We start from the raw sequence: 22,176 nt of genomic DNA on the forward strand, positions 1-22,176 counted from the left end.
GGCGCGAGCGCCAGTGGGTGCACCCGCAGGAGCATCACCGGGAGCCATCATCCAGGCGACGTCAGCCGGGCGACGTCAGCCGATTCCCTCGGCAACGCTCCAGCCACGGACCATCGGGCGCGCACCCACGCACCTCAGCGCCATCTCGACGACCTCCCGCACCACCGGTTCGGCCTCCCTGCCATCGCGAGGCAGGTCATGGGCCATCGGGACCGGGCCGGCGAGCACCTCACCGATCGCACCGGTCAGGGCCGCCGCGGCGACCACCGGATCCTGGGTGGGCAGCATCCCCGCCTCGACCCCCGCGCGGATCAGAGCCGCGAAGACATCCCGGTAGCGCCTGCGGAAGTCGCGCCGCTGCGCCTCCAGCGCGGAATCCGACGGCGCGACGAGCAGCGCGTGGACCAGCCCTCGACGCGCCAGCACCCGCCGGGTGAACAGGGCGACCGCCAGCACGAGGCGATCCACCGGATCTCCCGCGGCGGCGGCGAGGCCGACGCCCCGCGCCGGGCTGGGCTCGCCGGCCACCGCACGGATGAGCTCCACCTCCTGCGCCGCGGCTCGCCGGAAGACCTCGCACACCAGCTCCGACTTGGACGGAAAATGCTGGTAGACGGAACCGACCGACATGCCTGCCGCTGCCGCGACCGCCGTGACGGAGGCGCCGGCCCAACCGGCTTCGGCGACGAGATCCGTGGCCGCCGCGACCAACCGCTCACGGGCCGCGGCGAGCCGGTCATCCACAACGGCAGGGCGACGGTAGGGCACGGAGAGAGTGAACCATCGCCCACGCCCCTGAACCACGACGCGGGCAGAATTCAGCCCGGAGCGGCCAGCACGATCAGGCTACTGCATACCGTAACCGGGCGCGGCGCACGCGGACCCGAACCGACAGGTACGGACGCCCAGCGAAACCCTTTAACGAGAAATCGTTCCGGACACGGAGGATTCAGGACTGAGCCGGTAGCGAGACGCACCCGGAACAGCCCGACGCCAGACAGCCATGACCATCACCGCACCCCCACCATCCCGGCCGGGGCCCGGCAATCGATTTGACACCGGCTGGAACCAGCGGCTTTGAGTCACGCCCTTTCTACCACACCGACCATCCGCCGATCCGCGCGTAATCCCACGGGCTCGTCACCCCGACAGCCCTTTCTACTGTGCCCACTGCGCACCAGTAGCGCTGTGTCATGCCAGCCAAACCACACGACAACCTGCCGCCCTCCACACAGACAAGACGAGGACCAGCACGTTCGCTCGACCACAAGTCGGATCACCGGAAGCGACGCCCTCCCACCATCCCGATCGAGGACATGATCGAGACTACGGAGCGTGCGACCGTCCGAGACCCGGCGGCAACGACTGTCCGACCTTGCCACCGCTACGCTTCCGCATGATCGCTACGTGCTGCGAAGCGGCCGGCGCCCGGCTACCTTCCGGCATGGAGAGACCACTGCGGGGCACCCGGAAGCCACGGCATCCCCCTGCCGCGAGAGTGGCCTACGGCCCGCCATCCGGGCCATCACTCGCACCACCGACGGATTGGCAGCCGTGGTCCCGCAGTGATCAGCGGCCACGCGCCAGTTTGACCGCGCAACGATCATCGGCCGAAATGGCTCCGTGCTACACACATGACCTGGCGGATTCCTGGCCACCGGCAATTCGTCCGGCCGGGCACCGGTGACGAAAGAACGCGGCGACCTACCGGCCGGCGAAAGTCTCGAGACGCACACTCGTATGCTCTTCCTGCCGGGATTGCACAGACCGCGGCAATACCACGGTCCAGGTCGGTTCCGGCACGAGGCCGTCATGCCGACGGCGAGATGGTGGAACGGAAACCGACTGATGACGATGGCCCGCCGGCGGCGCCCGATGGCGACCGACGAACACGCCTGGCCACCGGTCAGGCGGCGGTTGTGGTTCCATAACCCGGTCCGGCTTGCCTGTTCACCCCTCCTGAGCGGCGTCTTCGCGATCCTCGTGCTGAGCGCGGTCGCACTGGTCGTCGGCGGGCGCTGGCTCGACGGCGCCGAGAGCACCCGCCTCACGGGCCGCGCGAATCTGATCAGGAACCTGGCGAGCTGGGAAGCCGGCACCGACGACCCGGCCGGCCTGCGCGCCCTGGTCGACAGCACGGCATTCGAGCGCGGCAACTCCGGTCTCAACAACCAGTTGGCAGCCAGGTTCCAGTTCACCACCAGCGGCGACACCACCCTGTTGGTCGCGTTGATCGACCGGTCCGGGGCTCCCCTCACGATCAGGCCGGCGCACGAGACCCTCGACGTCACGGACCTCGGGCCCGCATGGGCGGCCGCCTGGCGCGGCGGCAACGCGGTGTCACCGGTGTTCAGGCTGAACGGGCTGGTCGTGCGGGCCACTGTCGTCCCGGTGGGCGGGGCCAGCCCCTGGGCCGTCCTCGTCAGCGTCTCCTCCGAGGAATCCGGCGCCCAGCTCGGCACCGCGCTGGGCGCGCTGCTGCGCCTGCCCGGCAAGGGCTCCGTATCGACAGTCGATCCGAACGGCGTCGCGCTGGTCTCCACGGACAGAGCGCTGATCGGAACCCGGGTGCTCGACCCGGTGCGGCTCGGCGACACTCGACGCTCGGCCGGCGAGCCCACGATCTGGACCACCGGCGGTGAGAACGGCTACACCCACATCGCCGCGGCCCAGCCGACCACCGGGTACTTCACCTACCTCGCCCAGCCGACCGGCCAGTTATACGCGCAGCTGCGGACCCAGCACTCCCACCGCATGGTCACCCTGCTGGTGGTGACGGTCGTCGCCGTCCTCTCGATTGCCGCCGTCGGTCTGCACGAGCAGACGCGCGCCCTGCGCCGGCGTGACGATCTACGCTCCCTGCTCGCCGCCAGCCGCGACATCGTGATGACCGTCTCGGCGGACGGCCTCCTGGAGTTCGTGAGCCCGGCGGTGCTGTCCCGGCTGGGGCACGACCCCGCCGAGCTTCGCGGGCGGCAGCTTTCGGCGCTGGTTCACCGCGCCGACATGTCCCGGGTCGCCGCGGTGCTGTCCGAGGCGCATCCCTCGACGGTGATGAACGTCCGGCTGTTGTCCAGCACCGGCGGCGAGCACTGGTTCGATGTGTCGGCGCGGCGGCTCGCCGACACGGTTCGTCCAGGACGGGTGGTCCTCACCTGCCACTCGATCGAGCGGCGGCGGGTTCTGCTCGACGAGCTCGGGTTCCAGGCCGAGCACGACCCGCTCACGGGCCTGGCGAACCGGGCGACCTTCGATGATCGCCTCGCCACCGCACTCGCCGACCGGGAACCGGCCGGGCCCGTCTCCGTGCTGTTCATCGACCTGGACCATTTCAAGCCGATCAATGACAACTACGGGCATGCCGCCGGCGACCGGGTACTGACCGTCGTGGCCGAGCGGCTCACCGCCGTGCTCGCCGCCGTACCTGTCGCGGGTGCGAAGGCGGCGGCCCCCGCGGCCGATGCCGTGCCGCCGATGGCCGCCGGCACACCCACGCCCTGCCGCTTCGGTGGCGACGAGTTCGGTGTCGTCCTCCCCGGCGTCGGCGAGGAGAGCGCCGCCGAGCTCGCCGAGCGCATCGGCGCGGTGCTGCGTGAACCGATCGCGCTGGACACGGCCGAGGTCACTGTCGATGCCAGCATCGGAGTCGGCGTCACCCGCGCCGCGTGTCCACCGGAACACCTGGTCCGGACCGCGGACGAGGCGATGTACCGAGCCAAGGCCGCGGGCCGCGGCTGCCACGCGCTCAGCGTCGCCGAGGCAGGGGCCGAGGTCGGGGCCGAGGCCCACACCACGGACCGCGGCACGGGCGTGAACAGCCACACGAGCGCAAACAGCCACGCGATCGTAAACAGCCGCATGGGCGCGAACAGCCACACGAGCGTGAACGGCCACACGAGCGTGAACGGCGATGCCACGGTCGACGCGGGCGTCGGCGCAGGCGCCGGCGAGAGCGTCGACGGGGGCCCGATCACGGGCCGGCATCGGACGGAGCAGGAGCCAGCGAGCCCGGCACGGACAGCGCAGTCGGCCCCGGGAAGCTCCGCAGCGTCGCGAGCGGTCCCAGCGCCGACAGGCGGCGAAAGGGCGATCTCGCGACGGTGGCGTGGACGGGCGGGCCGCGGCGGCCGCGGCCGCCGCGGGGCCGCGCCGTACCGGCCGGGCGGCAGGCGTCAGCGGCGGCTGACCGCCGTCTTCCCTTCCGCGACGGTGCTCGTGGTCCTGCTGGGCACGGCGGCCACCGGCCTGTCCGTGGAAGCCTCCGCGGGCGACCGGGCCCAACGGCAGCGACTGGCGGCCGGCGCGGCGCTCGTCGAGCACTTCGCCGAGTACGCGCACGCTGTCAGCGACCCCGCTCGGCTTACCGGTGCCGTCTCGGAGTTTCCGTGGGACCTCGACAACCACGCCGCCCTCGCCGAAGCCCTGCGAACCATGGCCGCGACGCCGATCGCCGGCCCCAGCGCACTTCTCGCCGTGGTCGATCGGACCGGCAGGCCGATGGCGGTCGAGCCACCCGGGGCGGAGGTGCCGATTCCTCCGGACAACCCGCTGTGGGCCCGCTCYAGTCAGGGCGGGGCGCTGACTCCGCTGCTGCCGGTCGCGGGCGGTGCCCGAATCTGCGCCGTCACCCCGATCCTGCGGGACGGCGTGACGGCCGCTCAGCTCATGATGTGCCCGACGAACATCCTGCCGGCGGCCCGGATCCTTCGCACGACCGACGGACTGTCCAGTGACCTCGGCCAGGGCGGCATCTCGATCCTCGACCAGAACGGCCAGGCGGTCCTGGCCTGGGACGGGACTCTGGTGGGCCGCGTCCTGGTCGACCCGGCCGAGCTTGTCGGCATCCGCAACGGCAAGCCCAGGCAGGTGCACTCGCGCAGCGGACCCGACACGATCGCCGTCGTGGCCGCGATCAAAGGCGGCGGTTACGTGCTGCTCGACCAGACCGCCGACGTGGTCGAGCAGAGTGTGCGGGAGCATCGTCCAGTCGGCAACGGGCTGCTCTTCGGCATCATCGGTGTGACGATCATCGGGCTCGCGGTCTCCAACCGGCGGCAGGAGCGCGCCATCCGCCAGGACCTCGACGAGCTCGGCGTCCTCCTGCACGAGGCGAGCGACATCGTCATCCTGCTCGACCGCGGCGGGCGGCTCGCCTTCGCCAGCGCGGCGGTCGGCAACCTGCTGGGCCGGGACGGAGCGACGATGGTCGGCCATGACCTGCTGTGCTACGTGCACCCCGACGACCGGCCCGCCGTACGCATGCTCCTGAACGCACCGCTGGACGGACCATCGCTACAGGATGTCCGGCTCAAGACGCAGGACGGCGCCTACCGCTGGTTCGACATCGAGGCCGCGGCCTGGGAGATGCCGGCCTCGGCGGGGCAGCCGCATGTTCCCGTCCTGACCTGCCGGGAGATCGGGCAGTGGCGGGGTCTCACCGAACAGCTGCGTCGACGAGCCCGCCACGACCCGCTCACCGGCCTGCCCAACCGGGCGGCGCTCGCGGAGCACCTGGAGACGATCTCGCGCGACCAGGCGGCCTTCGCGATCCTGCTCGTCGATCTCGACAGGTTCAAACCCATCAATGACACCTTCGGACACGCGGTCGGTGACCACGTGCTGCGCGTGGCCGCGGCGCGAATCCGGCGGATCCTCACCTCCGAGGGCGACACCGACACCGGCATCGATCACGAGGGCGACAGCCGCGACGACGACGCCGCTGGAGATGCCGCGTGTGGCTGCGCCGCGGACACCACGCAGTCGCTGTCGCTGGATGGCGCGCTGCCACTGGCAGGCACGGTGTCACTGGATGGCGCGCAGTCGCCGGATGGCACGCAGTCGGTGGTCGGCGCGGGCGACGGGTCCGGCGGAGCCGCCCTGGGCCTCGGGGGCGGTGAGCGGAACGACGAAGGACGACGCCGGTTGCGCCGGCCGTCGTCCTGGCTGTGCGGCATCGCGGGGCGGGCCTGGTACCGGCCCGAGCGGGGAGCGGTGTTCCGCGTGGGCGGTGACGAGTTCGTCGCCGTCCTGACCGGGTCCACCGCGCCCACCGGTGGACTGGACGTGGAGACGGTGGCCTGGCACGCCGCGGATCGGATCACCTCGGCGCTACGCCGGCCCATCCTCGCGGACGGGCAGCTGGTGTCGGTGGGCGCCACCGTCGGCGTCGCGCTCTCCCGCGGGGTGGCCGACCCGCAGGCCGTCGTCGGGCTGGCCGACGCCGCCATGTACGAGGCGAAGCGGGCCGGCGGCGGCCCCCCGGCCGCACCGCTCGCACCTCCCGCGCGCCGCAACCGCGCCGGCCGGATCGCCCTCGCGGACCCGGCGGATCCCGCGCGCTCGCCGGATCCCGGGCATCCGATGACGCGAACGGACCACACAAACGACACAGTCAGCCGGGACGGTGTCGGCAGCGCAGGCAGCCCGCTTCCCGGAGCAGGTGTCGAGCACGTATGGTGACCAATGCTGGCACATCGCGACACGAGACCTCGTGGTTGCGCCATCCAGCATCAGGGTCGTGCCGTATGGTGTCGCCGTTCGGCTGACAGGCGGCGATGAGGTCCTGGTTGAGGGCGACCGAGGTGGCGCGTGCGGAACCCATGTAGTGGTGAGGCGCCCCGGCACGTCCGGCCTCGGGCGCTTGTGGTGGACGATCAGGAGATGATCCGGGTCCTCGCGGCGCGGGTGCTGGCCGACGGCGGCTGGGCGGTGGACACTGCCGCCGGCATCGCCGAGGCCCTCGCACTGCGGCCGCTGGAGTTCGACGCAATCATCATCGACACCCGGCTCGGCCCGGAACGAGGCACCGAGCTGTTCGCCCTGCTCCGTGCGCAGGACCCGCTCGTCTCCCGGCGCTGCCTCGTGCTCACCGGCGCCGTCGCCGACCCCACACCGGACGAGGTGGCGGTTCTCCTCAAGCCCTTCCGGGCGGACGACCTCCTCGACGCGGTCAACCGACTTGCCGGCCACCGCCCCGCCGAGAACGGCCCGTGGGACGGTGTACGCCCCGGGCGCACCGGGTGAGCCAGCCGAGACCAGTCGGGCCGGCCCACGCAACCGAACGCCTCATGTTCCTCATGATCGCCTTACRGGAACGCGAGAGCCGGGCGCTGACCGACGCCCTGCACGACGGCCCGATGCAGGAGCTCACCGGCATCCTGCTGTCGCTGGCGAGCCTGCGCCGCAACCTGACCGAGGACCTGGCCGAACGGGTCACTCAGATCGAGACCAGGCTGCGTGACACCGCGGCCACGTTGCACCGGCCGCCGTCGCCGTTCCGTCCGGGTAGCAGCCCACGGCAGATGCTCGAGCTCGGCCTGACCCAACGGGTCGAGGGGGTGCTCGTGGAAAGGCTGTACATCAGCCTGGACCTCGATTCCGCCCCGCCGGTGCTGGGAGAGGTCGCCGTTCTGCTCGCCGCCGTTCAGTTGCTCCTTCAGGAGAGCGATCCGATACACCAGGCCGCGCGTGCCCTCGTGTCGGTGCGGGCGAGGCCCGAGGGCATCGACCTGGCGCTGCGGGTCGCGTATGCCGACACGGTTCAGCCCTTCGCCCCGGATCTCACGGCCGAGGCCGACGACCAGGTGCGGCCCGCCGGCGCCGACGACGAGGACGGCCCACTGGCCACGCGGGACAACGCGGCGAGCTGGCGGGAGCGACTCGCGCCGATCGCGCAGCTGTTGGGCGCCGAGCTGCGGACGGACCCCGCGACCGGCGCGTGGTCGGCCGCGGTGCGGTTGCCGCGGCGCGGCAACCGGCAGCGATAGCGGCAGCAGCGGCAGCGGCAGGCCCGGTTCAGCCGCCGCCGTCAGCCGACCACGGGAGCGGGTACGGGCCCGCCTGTGTCGGGGCCTGGCCCAGCGCGGGCCGGGGCGTCGGGGCGGCGTCGAGCACCTCGCGCACCTTGGACAGCAGCACCCGCTCCGAGAACGGCTTGGTGAGCAGGGCGAGCCCGGGAGCGAGCGTTCCGTTCTGGGCGAGTGCGGGATAGGCGTACCCGGACATGTAAAGCACCCGCAGGCTCGGGCGCCCGAGGCAGATCCGCTCCGCCACCTCCCTGCCCAGCACCTGCGGCATGACGACATCCGTCAGCAGCAGGTGGATGTCGACCGTCAGCTGCTGGGCCATCGTGATCGCCTCGGGCCCGCTGCGGGCCGTGATCACCCGATAGCCGTTGCGGGCGAGGATGCGCCGGGTGAGCTCGCGCATCGCGGACTCGTCCTCCACGACCATGATCGTCTCGCCGCCGAACAGCTCACCGGCCGCCGCGACCTCCTCGATCGCCGGTACCGCGCCCTCGATCGCCGGCAGCATCGCGCTGACGGTGGTGCCGACGTCGACCGTCGAGATGATCTCCACGTGGCCGCCCGCCTGGGTGATGATGCCGTAGACGGTCGCGAGGCCCAGCCCGGAGCCCTCGCCCTTCGCCTTGGTGGTGAAGAACGGCTCGAAGGCCCGCGTGACCACGTCCGGGCGCATGCCCGTGCCGCTGTCGCTCACCCTCAGATGCACGAAACGCCCGGGGCGCGAGCCCGGATGGGTGGCGGCCGCCTCCTCGTCGACCCGCACGTTCGCCGTGTCGATGGTGAGCGTGCCGCCACCGGGCATGGCGTCCCGGGCGTTGACCGCGAGGTTGACCAGAACCTGCTCGATCTGGCCGACGTCGGCCAGCACGGGCCACAGGTCGGGGTACGCGGAGGTGTGCAGCTCCACGTGCTCGCCGAGGGTGCGGCGCAGCAGCTGCTCCATGTCGTGCACGACCCCGTTGAGGTCGAGCGGCCTGGGCTGCACGACCTCACGCCGGCCGAAGGCGAGGAGCTGATGGGTCAGCTGCGCGGCCCGGTCGGCGGCCCGTTGGATCTGCTCGATGTCCTGCCGGGCGGACTCCCAGCGGCCGCCCTGGATCTTCGCGGCGTCAGTGACGACCTCACCCACGAAGGTGGTGTAGTTGATGATGACCGCGAGCAGGTTGTTGAAGTCGTGCGCCACCCCGCCCGCGAGCTGGCCCAGGCTCTCCAGCCGCTGCGACTGGTGAAGCTGCACCTCCAGCCGCTCCCGCTCGGCCTGGGCCCGTAGCCGCTCCCGCTCCGCCTGCGCTTCCAGCCGGTCGGTGACGTCACGGATCGCGGCGGAGACGAGCAGCCCGTCGTCGGTCTCCAGCGCGGACAGCGAGATCTCGGCCGGGAACTCCGTGCCGTCCCGGCGCCGCGCGGCGAGCTGCATGCCCGCGCCCATCGGGCGTGGCCGCGGATCGCTGAAATAACGCTCGCGGTGGCGTGGGTGCAGGTGCCGGGCCGACTCCGGCACGAGGATCTCGACCGACTGGCCGACCAGCTCGTCGCGGCCGTACCCGAACAGCCGCTCGGCCTGCGCGTTCACCAACGCGATGCGGCCATCCGGACGCACACCGACGATCGCGTCCGGCGCCGCTTCCAGCAGGCCCCGGAACATCGCCTCGGCACGCTTACGACTTGTCACATCACGGATCGCTGCCGTGACGAACGTGCCGTCGGCGGTCTGGACGGCCGAGAGCGAGATCTCGGCCGGGAACTGGGTCCCATCCCGGCGAAGGGCCGCGAGCTCCATCCCCGCGCCCATCGGCCGTGGCCGCGGATCCGCCAGATAGGCGCCCCGCCGAGCCGGATGGGCCGCGCGGAACACCTCGGGAACGAGGATCTCCACCGGCTGACCGACCAGCTCCTCGCGGCTGTACCCGAACAGCCACTCGGCCTGGGCATTCACCAGGACGATGCGGCCATCCGGGCGAACACCGACGATCGCGTCCGGCGCGGCATCCAGCAGACTGCCAGGCGGGACGTCGGCATATCCCGCCAACGACAACTCCCAGACTGTGAACGATGTGTCACGCAATGACGCATGTTAGCCCGCGCCGCTTACCAGGATCGACCTCGTACGGATTGAAACGGAATCCTTATAAGGAACATACGATCTAGCCTGCCAGGTGCCGGACGCCGCACGGCCACGGCCAGCGGCGACCACGACCTGCGACCGGCTACCCGGGACCAGCGGGGAGCGGTAAGCAGTGTGCAGCGAGCGGTGAGGCCAGTCCGCCCCACGAAGGTGGTGCCAGCACCCCCGCCGGGGTGACCCCAGCCTGCTGGCGCCGACGGTGCCGAATCGGCTGAATATTGCCATGGCGCGCAACCGCAGGGCGGGCGACAGTACAACCAGCCACACCACGAACGACCACACCACGGGGAACGACCACACCGGGCGCGACCACACCACCGGGCGCGACCACCCGGCCCGCGGCGACGGCCCGGGCGCCGGCGTCCGGACGGCGGCCGCGGCGACAGCAACAGCGGCGACAGCGGCAACAGCGGCGACAGCGGCGACAGCAGCAGCCGGCGCTACCAGGCCAGCGGACATCACCACAGCGAACGGCGACACGAAAAACATCAACACAGTCCGGACGACGCGTATCACCGTACTGCTCGCGGACGACAACCTCATCGTCCGCGAGGGTGTCCGGGCGCTGCTTTCCCAGGTCGCGGACATCTCGGTCATCGGAGTCGCCGCCGATCACGACGAACTCGTGCGGGCCGCCGGCCGGCTGCGTCCCGAGGTGGTCGTGACCGACATCCGCATGCCGCCGGACTTCACCGACGAAGGGGTACGCGCAGCCCAGCTCATCCGCGCGGCGAACCCGGCCACGGGCATCGTGCTCCTCTCCCAGTACGACGAGCCCGACTACGCGATCGCGCTGCTTCGGGACGGTGCGTCCGGCTATGCCTACCTCCTGAAGGAACGGGTCGCCGACCCCGATCTGCTGGCCCGGGCCATCCGCGAGGTGGCCACCGGTGGCTCCCTGCTGGACCCCGACATCGTCGCGGCCGTCATGACACCGGTGCGCGAGTCCGGGACGCTCAGCCCGGAGCAGGAGGAACTGCTGCGCGACGTCGCCCACGGGCGGCCCGTCGCCGCGATCGCGGCACGTCACGGCGACACCCCCGCCGCGGTCAACGCGGCGATCGACACCCTGCTGCTCCGGCTCGCCCAGGGCGCGAGTGCGGGGCAGGCCGGGGCGCTACGCCGACTGCGCATGCTGCACGAGGCGCTGATGAAACGAGAGGAGCAGGACGCCGAGCTCGCGCGGCTGCTGCCCAGTGGCCTGGCGGAGAAGCTGCGCGACGACGCGACGGCCGCCAGTCGCGCGGAACGCCTCGACGTCACCGTCCTGATGTCGGACATCCGCGGCTACTCGGGCATCGCGCAGCGCACGGACCCGATGGTGCTCGCGCACCAGCTCGACGAGCACCGACGTGAGATGAACGCGGCGATCCTCGACGAGGGCGGCAGCGTCCTGCAGTACGCCGGCGACGCGGTCGTCGCCGTCTTCGGCGCGCCGAATCCGACCAGCGATCACCGGGAGCGGGCGGTGCACGCCGCCCAGGCCATGCACCGCCGCCAGGACGCCCTGAACGAGCAGTGGGCCAGGCGCGGCGGCCTGGAGCCTTTCGGGCTGGGCGTCGGCGTCTCCACGGGCGAGGTGGCCGCGGCGCTGCTGGGCTGTGACGCCCGCCGGGAGTACACCCTGGTCGGCGACACGATGAACCTTGCCGCCCGGCTGCAGACCATGGCCGAGGCGGGCGCGACGATCCTCAGCGCGGCGACGGCGGCCGTGCTTCCGGCCGACCTCGTCGTCCCGCTGGACCCGCGCCCGGTGAAGGGGCGGGTCGGCGATGTGTTCGCGTTTCGGGTGCACCCCGCCTGGCCCACCCCGCCGGCCGGCGTGGCCTCGGCGACGGCTTCCGTGTCGGCGCCCGTGCCCGTACCCGTGGCCGTGCCGGTGTCAGCGCCGGTGTCAGCGCCGGTCTCGGTGCCGGTATCGGTGCCCGTGTCAGTCCCCACGCAGGCGCCCGCGATCGGGGCGCGACGGGACGCGACCGGACCCGGGGCATCCCGGGCCGCGTCCGGCAAGTCTCCGCGCCGGCGTCGGAGGCTCCTGCGGCCCGCGGCCTGAGGGGGGCCTGGTTCGGCACCCGCCCGGTCCCGCCTGGTGCCCGTTCGATCCCTTGAGTCCCGTTTGACCGACCCCCTGACCAGGGCCGTCGAGTGGCCGGGGTCGGGCTCCGAGAGAGGATGAAGCCGACCGAGGTGCCGACCGAGACGAGCCGCTGGTGGCCTGGCCCGGCCTCGGCCCGACCGCCGGGCCCCCGCCGGACCGGACGGCCGGACAGGACGGCCGGACCAGGACGGCCGGACCAGGACCAGGAGGAATGCGATGACGCTGTCGGAGCGGTCAGTGCCGAAGGCAGGCCGTGGCGTGGCTGTCGTGACCGGTGGGAGCAGAGGGATCGGGGCGGCGTCCGCCCGGCTGCTCGCAGGATCCGGGTGGACGGTCTGCCTCACCTACCGCAAGGAGAAGGACGCCGCCGCGGAGGTCGTCCGGGCCTGCGACGCCGCCACGCGCGAGTTCTACGCTGCGCACGGCCTGCCCGGGACGCCGACCGGAGCGATCGCCGTCGCGGCGGACGTCGAGGACCCGGCGAGCATCCCCGCGGTGTTCACCGCCGCGGACAGCCTCGGCCAGCTCACCGTCCTGGTGAACAACGCCGGGGTCACCGACCGGGCCGCCCGGGTGGACGAGATGACGGTCGACCGGTTGACCCGCATGTTCACCATCAACACGATCTCGGTGATCGTGTGCGCCGGCGAGGCCGTGCGCCGGATGTCGACCCGGCACGGCGGGGCGGGCGGGTCGATCGTCAACATCTCCTCCGCGGCGTCCCGGCTCGGCAGCCCGGGGGTCTACGTCGACTACGCGGCCAGCAAGGGCGCGGTCGACACGTTCACGATCGGCCTGGCCCGGGAGGTCGCGGGCGAGAAGGTGCGGGTGAACGCGGTCCGGCCGGGGATCATTCTCACCGACATCCACGCGACCACCGGGGACCCCGACCGGCCGGCGCAGGCGGCGAGCAGCATCCCGGCCGGCCGGCCCGGCACCGCCGACGAGGTCGCCGACGCCGTGGCATGGCTGTGCTCGGACGGTGCCTCCTACACCACCGGCGCGATCGTGGACGTCTCCGGCGGACGCTGAGCCGTCCACCGGAGAGCACGCCCGGCCTCCGGGCGGGAACCGGTGGTGGGCCGGCTCAGCCCACCGGCCCACCAGCACCAGCCCCCGTCAACGCCCGGAGGGCGGCCGGAACATCACGAGCGCGGTCGGGTTACGCCGGGCGTAGCGCATCGCGGCACGTTCACACGAGCCGCTGACCCACTCCAGGGTCCACTCGACGTTGACGAGGCTGACGACGTCCGCGACCCGCTGCTGGAACTCGTCGTCGACCTCCTGCTCGGCGTTGCGGGAGGCGTACGCGACGCCTTCCATCCCGAACGCCCCGTACATGCCCGTGGACCAGCGGGCCCACCGCGACCACCGGTCACGCACGGCCACGACGACCAGCCGGGAACCCATCCGTGCCGCGAGCTCCGCCGCCAGCAGGACATCGGCGAGATCTCCGGCGTCTCCGGCGCGAAGGCCCACGATCACATGACTGCCCGACGTCGTCCGCGTGGCGAGTCGACGTCCTTCCGCCTGCTCCACGGCTCCTCCTCCACCGACGCCTACTCGGCCGCCAACTCGACCAAGAATGATGGCCAGATTGTGATGTGTGACGTCACAAAGGGGAAGTGGCGAACAGGATCCTTTTTCCTCCGACCGCCCCCTGGGGTGCGCGACACCGCTGTTCGGCGTAGCCGGCTGGCCGCCTGGTCCACTCGCACCATGAGGCCGGTTTCCGTCCCGGGATTCTGCCCCGCCACGGCGGCCTGTACTCGGATCGGTCGCGGGTGGTACACGAATCAGTCGCGCGCGGGCGGCACGGACACCGAGAATCGGTGGCTCCACGCAGTGGCCCCACCACACGATGAAGTGCCGTTCACGCTGCGGAGCAGCTCCGAACACCGGAAGCGAGGAACTGACATGTCAGTGCTGGACAGATTCCGCCTTGACGGCAGGGTCGCCGTGCTCACCGGTGCTTCCTCGGGCCTCGGGGTCGGATTCGCCCGTGGCCTCGCCGAGGCCGGTGCCGACCTCGCCCTCGGCGCGCGGCGCACGGACCGACTGGCAGCCACCGCGGCGCTGGTGGAGAAGGAAGGTCGCCGGGCCGTCTGCGTCGGTACGGACGTCGCCGACCCCGCCGCCTGTCAACGTCTCGTGGACGAGGCGATTACCACCTTTGGGCGGGTTGACATCCTGGTCAACAACGCAGGTCTGGGTTGGGCGGCCCCGGCGACGCGGGAGACTCCGGAGCAGTTCCGTTCCGTCATCGACGTCAACCTCAACGGCTGCTACTGGATGGCTCAGGCCGCCGGCCGGGTCATGCAGCCCGGCAGCAGCATCGTGAACATCTCCAGCGTCCTCGGCCTCAAGAGCGGCGGGCTCCCCCAGGCCGCCTACTCGGCCAGCAAGGCCGGCCTGATCGGCCTGACCCGCGACCTGGCCCAGCAGTGGACCGCGCGGCGCGGGATCCGGGTCAACGCCCTGGCGCCCGGCTTCTTCAAGACGGAGATGACCGACCTCTACCAGCCCGGCTACGTGGAGGAGCGGGAGTCACGTATCCTCGCGGGGCGGTTCGGTGAGGTCGAGGAGCTGACCGCCGCGCTGGTCTTCCTCGCCTCCGACGCCGGCAGCTACGTCACCGGCCAGACGCTCGTCGTCGACGGCGGAATCACCGTCATCTGACCCGCGAGGGCGACCACTGCTCCCAGGCAAGATCTGAGGATCTTGGGATCCCGCACCGCCGCGAAGAACTGGCAATTCACCTCAAAAGGTGCAAACTGCACTTGGTGAACCGCAAGAAGTGAGGATTTTGGTCGTTGGAGCGACCAAAATCGTTCACTCTTGCGACTCGCCAAGCCGGGCCACCGGGCCACCGGGCCACCGGGATCTCGGAGGCCCGGCCGCGCTCGCGGAGGTCCGGCCGCGCTCGCGGAGCCGGCCCGGTCCACCCGGGCAGGTCAGGTCTGCAGCGGCACCAGCTCGCGGACGAAGCCGTCGAGGAACTCCGGCCAGCCGGCCGGCCCGATCGCCGGGTAGATGACGAACTTGCTCACCCCGGCCGCCACATACCTCGCGATGAGATCCCGCGCCGCGGCCCAGCCCAGCGGCACGAGCTCGGCCGGGTCGCCGTCGGGCCGCCGAGCCCGCAGTGCCTCCACGGTCGACGCCGAAAGCTCGCCGAACGTGACGCGCAGGCTCAGCCCGAAGTGCTCGGGGTCGATCTCCCGGCCCGCCGCCGCGGCCGCGGCGTTGATCGCCGAGATGCCGGCGGCGGCCTCCGCCGGATCGATCAGGCTGGCCAGCCATCCGTCGCCGAGGCGGCCGATGCGACGCAGGGCCGCCGGCGCCGCACCGCCGAGCCAGATGTCGAGTGGGCGGGGCGGGCGGTCACCGATACCGAGATCGGTGACGTCGAAGAACTCACCGTGGAAGGTCACGGACTCCTCGACCAGCAGCCGCCGCACCAGCAGCAGCGCCTCGTCGAACACCGCCCCCCGACGCCCGGCGGGCACCGGGAACGCGGACCTGTCGGCGGCCCGGGCGGGGCCGAGCCCCAGCACGGGCAGAACCCGCCGCGGAGCCAGCGCTGCCATCGTCGCGAGCTGCTTGGCGAGCAGCACGGGATTGCGCCCGGGAAGCACCGCGACGCTGGTTCCCACCTTGAGAGTGCTGGTGCGTCCCAGCGCGTAGGCCATGCCCGCGAGCGGGTCGACAGCCACGGTGGAGAGCTGCTCGGACAACCAGAGCGAATCCAGGCCGAGCTTCTCCATCGCATCGACACGCTCGGCGAACTCCCCGCCGGACACCGAGGCGAAGCCGATCCCGATACGGATCTTCATACAAGCACCTTATGGCGGACCCCGCGCACAGGACGGCCAGCCGGCCCACGGGCGGTCACGGCGAACGGGTCAAGGTGAACAAGTCGTGAACCGGTCGAACCGGTCAAGGTGAACCGGGGTCAGGGCGACCGGGGCAGACGAGCGGGGCAGGACGGCCGAGCCGGACAGGACGGACGGGTGGCCGACCACTCCCCGCGAGGACTGGCCCGGCTTGGGCAAATCGGGGCATTGACCCCACCGTGGCGGCCCGGGACCGTTCCATGAATGGGCGACGTCGGCAAGCCAGAACGCATCGTCGAGGACGAACCGATCGGATTTCCAGACGAGGAGCCGCTGACGGCTCCCGTGCACGTCCCGGCCCGGCCCGAACCCGCCGAACCAGCTCAGCCCGTCGAACCCGTCGAACCCGCGGTCGAGCCGGCGCCCGCGTGAGCCTGCTCGGGTGGCGCCAGTGGGCCGTGGACGGCGACGGCCTGCTGCGCCCCGCCTGGACCCCGTGGTCACCGTTCCCCAGCGGCCTGCTGCTGTGGCGCCCCGACGGCCTGACCGAGGCGTGTTGCCTGCGCACCGAGACGGGCCGGCAGGCTCCGCACGAGCGGACACCGGCCGATGACTGCGTGTGCGGCCTTTACGCCTGGCGCAGCTCCGCACTTCTCGCGGCGGCCCGCCGGCCACGGTGGACGAGGCACCCCTGCGTGGTCGGCGTGGCCCGGCTGGGCGGCCGCGTGATCATCGCGGAACGCGGTTACCGGGCCGAGCGCGGGTACCCCGTCGCGGTCTTCGACCCGCGCGGCCGGGTTTCTCCGCGTTACTCGGTCGCGCGCTATCGCAGGTGGTCGGCACTCGTCGCCGAATGGGACGAACAGGGCGACCAGCCGCCTCCGCATCGGACCCACAGTAAGCATTAGGGTCTATTCCACGTACATCGGATGGATCAGGGCGCATAGCGCCTCAGGTGTAGACATGCCGCTTCAGCCGCAGATCGGCCCGCGATCGGCTACGTCCGTCCGTGCTGAGGGGGGAACGGTGTGGCAACCTGCGCGGATCCGGCGTCCCAGGCGGTCCGGCCGGCCGCTCCTCCCGCCGGCCCCGCCGGGACGGATGGAACGGTTGGGACGGGCGGGCCCGGCGAGGCCGGCAGCCCTCTGACATCCGCGGCCGGTCCAGGCCGGTCCCTGCGCCGGGTTCCCAGATCGCTCGCCGTTCTCGCCGGGTACCTCGCGCTCGCGGTCCTGATCTTCCGGGCGGCGTGGGCGGAGCCCGGCGGCGTGCTCTACGGCGAGAGCGACTCGGTGCTTTTCGCGTGGTATCTCGGCTGGATCCCGCACGCACTCACGTCCGGCCTGGACCCGTTCGTCACGTCCCATCTGAATGCTCCCACCGGCACCAACATCCTCTGGAGCACGCCCGTTCCGCTCCTCGGGCTGCTCGTCGCGCCGGTGACCGCGCTGTTCGGCCCGGTCGTCTCCCTCAACCTTCTGCTGACACTGGCACCGGCGCTGTCGGCGTTCACGCTGTTCCGGGTGCTGCTGCGCTGGCTGTCCGCGCCGGCCGCCGCGCTGGCCGGCCTGCTCTACGGGTTCGGGCCGTACATGATCGGCGAGTCCTACGGCCATCTGCACCTCACCTTCGCGGTCTTCCCACCGCTGCTGCTCGCGCTGCTCGACGACCTGGTGGTGCGGGGGCGGCCGCCGGTCCGCACGGGAGCCCTGCTCGGGCTCGCGGTCGCCGCCCAGGCCCTGATCTCCGAGGAGATCGTGGCGACGTCGGCCCTGATGGGCGGGGCGGGCCTGGTCATCGCGGCGCTCCTGCACCGCGACGTCGCACGGGCCCGCGCCGGGGCGCTCGCGCGCGGCCTGGCTGTCTGCGCGGCCGTCGCCGCAGCGCTGCTGCTGTGGCCGCTGGCCGTCCAGTTCCTGGGCCCACTTCGGGTCCACGGCAACATCCAGCCACACAACGTCGCCGTGTCGGACCTGCTGACCTTCGTCACGCCGACCCCCGCCCAGCTTGTCGCACCCGACATCGCGCTGCGGCACAGCGCGCGGTTCACCGGCAACGCGGTGGAGGTCACCGGCTACCTCGGCCTCCCGCTGGTTCTCGTTGCGGCTGCCGTGGCCATCCGGCTACGGCGTGATCCTCTTGTGGCCCTGTTCGCTCCACTTGCGGTGGTGACGGCGGTGCTCTCCCTCGGCGGCCACCTGCACGTGGACGGCCGGATCACCGGCATTCCACTGCCCTGGCTCGCCCTGGAAGACGCGCCGGTCATCAACAGCGCGCTTCCGTCCCGCTTCGCGCTCTACCTGATGATGTTCGTGGGGATCGTCGTCGCGACCGGCCTGCACCGGGCCGCCACGGCCGCACGCCCCGGCGCCCGGCAGCCAGGGTCCGCACCGCACGCCCTGCATACTCGGCACGCCCCGCACACGCGGCGTACCCCGCATACACAGCACGCCCCGCACACTCGGCACGCCCCGCGCCATCGCGCCCCCCGGCGAGGCACCGCCGGTCAGGAAACCTCGTGGCGAGGGGCCGGCCGACCGGGAACGATCAGCGCAGCCCTCGCCGGCCGCACCGGCCGCACCAGGCTCGTCATGGCCGTCCTGGCCGCCGTGACCGTCGTGGTGCCGCTGCTGCCACGCGCCCACGTGACGACGGCCGCGGTCACGCCCGCCTTCTTCACCGGTGCCGCGGTGGAGGCCGTTCCCGAAGACGCGACGGCGCTCGTGCTGCCCTACCCCTATCCGTCCCGGACCGAGGCCATGCTGTGGCAGGCCGAGGCGCACTACCGCTTCCGCCTGCCCGGCTGCTACTGCACCATCCCGGGCCCGGACGGCCGCGCCGTGTTCAACGCGTGGACGGACCCCTTGAACAGCGCCCTGGTGGCCATCGAGCAGGGCCGGGCGGACGCCGACGCCGCGCTCGCGGATCCCGCCGTGCGCAGCGCGTTCGCCCAACTCGCGCCGGCGGCGGTCATCCTGGGGCCGACGCCGCGGCGCGCCGAGCTGTCCAGGCTGATGACCGGCATCGTGGGCACGCCGCCGAATCAGGTCGACGGTGTGGAGCTGTGGCTTCTGCGCGGCTGATCCGGCGGAGGACCGGCGGTGGACCGACGGAGATTGCGCCCTTTCGTCGTCGGCTCGAACCTGCGGTGGCCTGACCGCGCACCGTGAGATGGAAAAGCTCGTTGTCGGCGATCCGTCCTCGGTGTCCCGTTGCCAACAGTCGCCTGAGATGCTGGCCACGGTGATGTGTGGGGCCGAGGGGGTCAGGTGGCAGTCGGTCCGGAACGTGCACGGTTCGTCGCGGGACGCTACCGGCTTGTCGCACGGCTCGGAGCAGGCGCGATGGGGACGGTCTGGCGTGCCTTCGACGAGGTCCTGGAGACCGAGGTCGCGCTCAAGGAGATGGAGTTCGCCGGCGGTGTGCCGAGCGACGAGCGGGCCGAACGGGTGGAACGCGCGATGCGCGAAGCCCGGCACGCCGCCAAGCTGCGCGGCCACCCACATGTGGTGACCATCCTGGACGTCGTCCTGGAGAACGGCCTGCCGTGGATCGTCATGGAGCTGGTGCCGTCGCGGTCGCTGTTCGAGATGGTGCGTGACTCCGGGCCGCTGCCGGTGCCGGCGGTCGCCCAGATCGGCGTCGCCGTCATCGACGCGCTGCTCGCCGCCCGCGACCGCGGGATCGTGCACCGCGACGTGAAGCCGTCGAACATCCTGATCGGCACGGACGGACGGGTGGTGCTCACCGACTTCGGTATCGCGACCGGCGACGGCGATCCGACGCTGACCGTGACCGGAGTGCTCGGCACGCCGCTGTACATGGCGCCGGAACGGCTGAACAACTCTCCGGCCACGTTCGAAGCCGACCTGTTCAGCCTGGGCGGAACACTGTATTTCGCCGTCGAGGGCCATCCCCCGTTCGAGCGGGAGAGCTTCGGCGCCATGTTGACGTCCGTACTGCTCCATCCGCCGACACCCATGCGACTCGCCGGTCCGCTGGCGGGCGTCCTGACCGGCCTGTTGGAGAAGGAACCACAGCGGCGGCTCCCGGCCGGCGCGGCCCGGTCGATGCTCGGCGAGCTCGCCGACGCGAGGCCGGCCGTGGAGGCGACCGGCACGATCGCGCTAGGCGCTCTGTCGGGCGGCGTCGGCTCCCGGACCGGGACAGCCCTCCTCGGCGGTGCCGGCCAGTCGACACCGACACCGGCGGCGGCGGCGGACGAGCCTGGGCAGCCAGGTAGCGGCGGTCCCGTGGTCCGCGTGGACGGTCTGGGCTGGCGCGCCCGAGCCGACGACACCCCGGCCTCACGGCTCCCACCGACCCTGCCGGATCCGGACGCGCCCACCACCCTCGCGCGCCCCGCTTCACGGCCTACCGCCCCTGCCGACAGCTCCGCTCCACGGCCCACCGGCAGCCCCAGCACGGCCGGCAGCCCCAGCACGGCCAGCAGACCCAGCCCGGACGCCAGACCCAGCCCGGCCGATGGAGCGCCACCGCCGCCGGCCGAAGTGACCGTCGTCGAACAGGACGGCGCGTTGCTGATCGCCTGGACGGCCTCGCCCGGCGCCGAGAGCTATCGGGTGGTGCGCGTGGTCGCCACCCCCGAGGCCGACAGCGGCCGCCGGGAGCGCAGCCTCGGGATCACCTCCGCCACGGAGCTGTTCGACGCGGGCGTCCCCAAGGGCGTCCAGGTCTGGCACGAGGTGGTCGCGGTCGGCCCGCGCAGCGCGGGCGCGGCCAGGTCCGCGGCGGCCCGTAGCCCGATGCGGACCGTGCTTCCCCCGGTCACCGCCCTGCGCGCCGACATGACCGACGACGCGGTGGCCCTCTCGTGGCGTCTGATGCCCGGTCACGACGAGGTGATCATCGAACGGACCCACGACGAGACGTCGTCCGTCCGGGGGGCGATGCGCCGCTACCGCGGTTTCAAGGGCAGCTTCGTGGACAGCGACGTGCAGGCCGGCGCCGTCTACCGGTACCGCGTCTGGGTCGCCGCCGGCGAGGAGTCGGACGGGCTGCGGCCCGAGACCTTCACCGAGGTCGCCGCCAAGGTCATCGCCCGGCCGCGCGCGGTCGTGGACCTGGAGGCCCGCGACACCCTCGGCGGAACGGTGCTGCGCTGGACGACGGTGCCCGGCTGCGTCGTCCGGGTGTACGCCACACAGGCGCCGCAGCAGGCCGGCCTGGTGGGCACCGGCCCGTTCGGTCCGGCTGACCGCGAGGTCGGCCTGGACTCCCTGAAGGGCCGCGCCAGGGAGGTCGGTGAGAGCCGGCGGGGGCGCCTGGTCGACCGCGAGGGCAGCGGCACCGTCGTCTACACCCCGGTGAGCATCGTGGAGAACCGGGCAGTGATCGGCACCGCGGTCACCCACACCTGCGCCTGACCGCGGCCGGCACCTGACCGCGGCCGGCACCTGACCGCGGCCGGCACCTGCCGCTGCCGGCGGCGGCCCTGCTCCGGCCGGGTGGTGCGACCATTGCCGCCGTGACCATTCCGACCGACCCCTCCTACGGCTACACCGAGATGGACTCGGAGGACGCCAGGGCCGCCAGCCGGCACTACTGGGACAACGAGGCCCCCGCCTACTACGCCGAGCACGGCGAGTTCCTCGGCGACGTCGACTTCTGCTGGTGCCCGGAGGGACTTCGCGAGTCCGACGTACGGCTGCTGGGCGACGTCTCCGGCCGGGTCGTGCTGGAGATCGGCTGCGGCGGGGCCCAGTGCGCGCGGTGGCTGGCCACCCAGGGCGCGACCGTGATCGCCACCGACCTCTCCGCGGGCCAGCTGGCCCAGGCGCGCCGGCTGAACGAAGACACCGGAGTGCCGGTTCCGCTCGTCCAGGCGGACGCGATCACTCTCCCGGTCCGCTCGGAGAGCATCGACATCGCCTGTTCGGCGTTCGGCGCCGTCCCGTTCGTCGCCGACAGCCTGGCGCTGATGCGGGAGGCCGCCCGGGTTCTGCGACCGGGAGGCCGGTGGATCTTCTCCACCACCCACCCCTTCGTGTGGTGTCTGCCGGATGCCCCCGACGCTAACGGGCTAGTCGTCTTCCACAGTTACTTCGATCGTCGCGCGTATACGGAGCATTCCGCCGCAGGTGAACCGCTCTATATAGAGGCACACCGGACGATGGGCGACCGGATCCGGGAGATCGTTGCCGCTGGCCTGGTACTAGTCGATGTCATCGAGCCGGAATGGCCTGAGGGGCACGACCAGGTGTGGGRCCAGTGGGGCCCCCTTCGAGGGCAGTTCGTTCCCTCCACATCGATCTTCGTCACGGCCAAGCCGCACTGACGGCGACCGACCTT

The 22,176-nt window shown here is 72.0% G+C and carries 15 protein-coding genes; 11 read left to right on the top strand and 4 right to left on the bottom strand.

Features of this window, described 5'->3' with window-relative positions:
- Window positions 1-75: 75 nt before the first annotated feature.
- Window positions 76-768 carry a TetR/AcrR family transcriptional regulator gene (locus CcI49_RS29845; protein WP_076831996.1) on the bottom strand — a complete coding sequence of 231 codons (693 nt, stop codon included), beginning with the start codon at window positions 766-768 and terminating at the stop codon, window positions 76-78.
- Window positions 769-1,812: 1,044 nt separating this feature from the next.
- Here CcI49_RS29845 and CcI49_RS29850 point away from each other — a divergent pair.
- From CcI49_RS29850 to CcI49_RS29860, 3 genes are all read left to right on the top strand, one after another.
- On the top strand, window positions 1,813-6,459 hold the full coding sequence (locus CcI49_RS29850) for a diguanylate cyclase (protein WP_076831999.1): 4,647 nt from the start codon (window positions 1,813-1,815) through the stop codon (window positions 6,457-6,459).
- Between the two features lie 186 nt (window positions 6,460-6,645).
- Window positions 6,646-7,023, top strand: coding sequence for a response regulator (locus tag CcI49_RS29855; protein WP_241840315.1), 378 nt, complete (start codon window positions 6,646-6,648; stop codon window positions 7,021-7,023).
- 53 nt (window positions 7,024-7,076) lie between these two features.
- A complete protein-coding gene (locus CcI49_RS29860) occupies window positions 7,077-7,766 on the top strand; it encodes a hypothetical protein (protein WP_241840316.1) in 690 nt (229 codons plus the stop codon).
- A gap of 28 nt (window positions 7,767-7,794) precedes the next feature.
- Here CcI49_RS29860 and CcI49_RS29865 read toward each other — a convergent pair whose 3' ends face one another.
- Window positions 7,795-9,834: a PAS domain-containing hybrid sensor histidine kinase/response regulator gene (locus CcI49_RS29865; protein ID WP_054568568.1), complete on the bottom strand. Its 2,040-nt coding sequence runs from the start codon at window positions 9,832-9,834 to the stop codon at window positions 7,795-7,797.
- Between the two features lie 319 nt (window positions 9,835-10,153).
- Between CcI49_RS29865 and CcI49_RS29870 the strand changes: the two genes are divergently transcribed.
- Window positions 10,154-11,983 carry an adenylate/guanylate cyclase domain-containing protein gene (locus CcI49_RS29870; protein WP_083749802.1) on the top strand — a complete coding sequence of 610 codons (1,830 nt, stop codon included), beginning with the start codon at window positions 10,154-10,156 and terminating at the stop codon, window positions 11,981-11,983.
- A 261-nt stretch (window positions 11,984-12,244) separates the two neighbouring features.
- Window positions 12,245-13,060, top strand: coding sequence for an SDR family oxidoreductase (locus CcI49_RS29875; protein WP_054568227.1), 816 nt, complete (start codon window positions 12,245-12,247; stop codon window positions 13,058-13,060).
- 87 nt (window positions 13,061-13,147) lie between these two features.
- On the opposite strand, the gene CcI49_RS29880 is transcribed toward CcI49_RS29875, so the two are convergent.
- Complete coding sequence (locus tag CcI49_RS29880) at window positions 13,148-13,567, bottom strand: hypothetical protein (RefSeq protein ID WP_006540014.1); 420 nt, start codon at window positions 13,565-13,567, stop codon at window positions 13,148-13,150.
- A gap of 378 nt (window positions 13,568-13,945) precedes the next feature.
- Here CcI49_RS29880 and CcI49_RS29885 point away from each other — a divergent pair, with 378 nt between their 5' ends.
- Window positions 13,946-14,707 carry an SDR family oxidoreductase gene (locus CcI49_RS29885; protein ID WP_054568228.1) on the top strand — a complete coding sequence of 254 codons (762 nt, stop codon included), beginning with the start codon at window positions 13,946-13,948 and terminating at the stop codon, window positions 14,705-14,707.
- A gap of 275 nt (window positions 14,708-14,982) precedes the next feature.
- Here CcI49_RS29885 and CcI49_RS29890 read toward each other — a convergent pair whose 3' ends face one another.
- On the bottom strand, window positions 14,983-15,864 hold the full coding sequence (locus CcI49_RS29890) for a TIGR03854 family LLM class F420-dependent oxidoreductase (protein WP_054568229.1): 882 nt from the start codon (window positions 15,862-15,864) through the stop codon (window positions 14,983-14,985).
- Window positions 15,865-16,128: 264 nt separating this feature from the next.
- On the opposite strand from CcI49_RS29890, the gene CcI49_RS42755 reads away from it, so the two are divergent.
- The 5 genes from CcI49_RS42755 to CcI49_RS29910 all read left to right on the top strand — a co-directional run bounded on the left by CcI49_RS42755 (window position 16,129) and on the right by CcI49_RS29910 (window position 22,162).
- Complete coding sequence (locus CcI49_RS42755; protein ID WP_198955674.1) at window positions 16,129-16,296, top strand: hypothetical protein; 168 nt, start codon at window positions 16,129-16,131, stop codon at window positions 16,294-16,296.
- A complete protein-coding gene (locus tag CcI49_RS29895) occupies window positions 16,293-16,772 on the top strand; it encodes a hypothetical protein (protein WP_054568230.1) in 480 nt (159 codons plus the stop codon). Before CcI49_RS42755 ends, CcI49_RS29895 begins: the two co-directional genes overlap by 4 nt.
- Window positions 16,773-17,009: 237 nt before the next feature.
- Window positions 17,010-18,947 (top strand): hypothetical protein, encoded by a 1,938-nt coding sequence (locus CcI49_RS43700; RefSeq protein ID WP_076832103.1) that lies wholly within the window; start codon window positions 17,010-17,012, stop codon window positions 18,945-18,947.
- Window positions 18,948-19,133: 186 nt separating this feature from the next.
- Entirely contained in the window at window positions 19,134-21,251 is a 2,118-nt protein-coding gene (locus CcI49_RS29905) for a protein kinase (RefSeq protein ID WP_076832010.1), read from the top strand.
- Between the two features lie 140 nt (window positions 21,252-21,391).
- The gene (locus CcI49_RS29910) at window positions 21,392-22,162 is read left to right on the top strand and encodes a class I SAM-dependent methyltransferase (RefSeq protein WP_076832106.1); all 771 of its coding nucleotides are present in this window, start codon (window positions 21,392-21,394) and stop codon (window positions 22,160-22,162) included.
- Window positions 22,163-22,176: the final 14 nt, after the last annotated feature.

This window comes from Frankia sp. CcI49 (genome assembly GCF_001983215.1).
Taxonomy (GTDB): Bacteria; Actinomycetota; Actinomycetes; order Frankiales; family Frankiaceae; genus Parafrankia; species Parafrankia irregularis.

Bases quoted from the DNA above. Each gene is read 5' to 3' on its own strand.
- CcI49_RS29870 (WP_083749802.1), top strand. From the start codon at position 10,154: ATGGCGCGCAACCGCAGGGCGGGCGACAGTACAACCAGCCACACCACG.
- CcI49_RS29875 (WP_054568227.1), top strand. From the start codon at position 12,245: ATGACGCTGTCGGAGCGGTCAGTGCCGAAGGCAGGCCGTGGCGTGGCT.
- CcI49_RS29885 (WP_054568228.1), top strand. From the start codon at position 13,946: ATGTCAGTGCTGGACAGATTCCGCCTTGACGGCAGGGTCGCCGTGCTC.
- CcI49_RS29890 (WP_054568229.1), bottom strand. From the start codon at position 15,864: ATGAAGATCCGTATCGGGATCGGCTTCGCCTCGGTGTCCGGCGGGGAG.
- CcI49_RS42755 (WP_198955674.1), top strand. From the start codon at position 16,129: ATGGGCGACGTCGGCAAGCCAGAACGCATCGTCGAGGACGAACCGATC.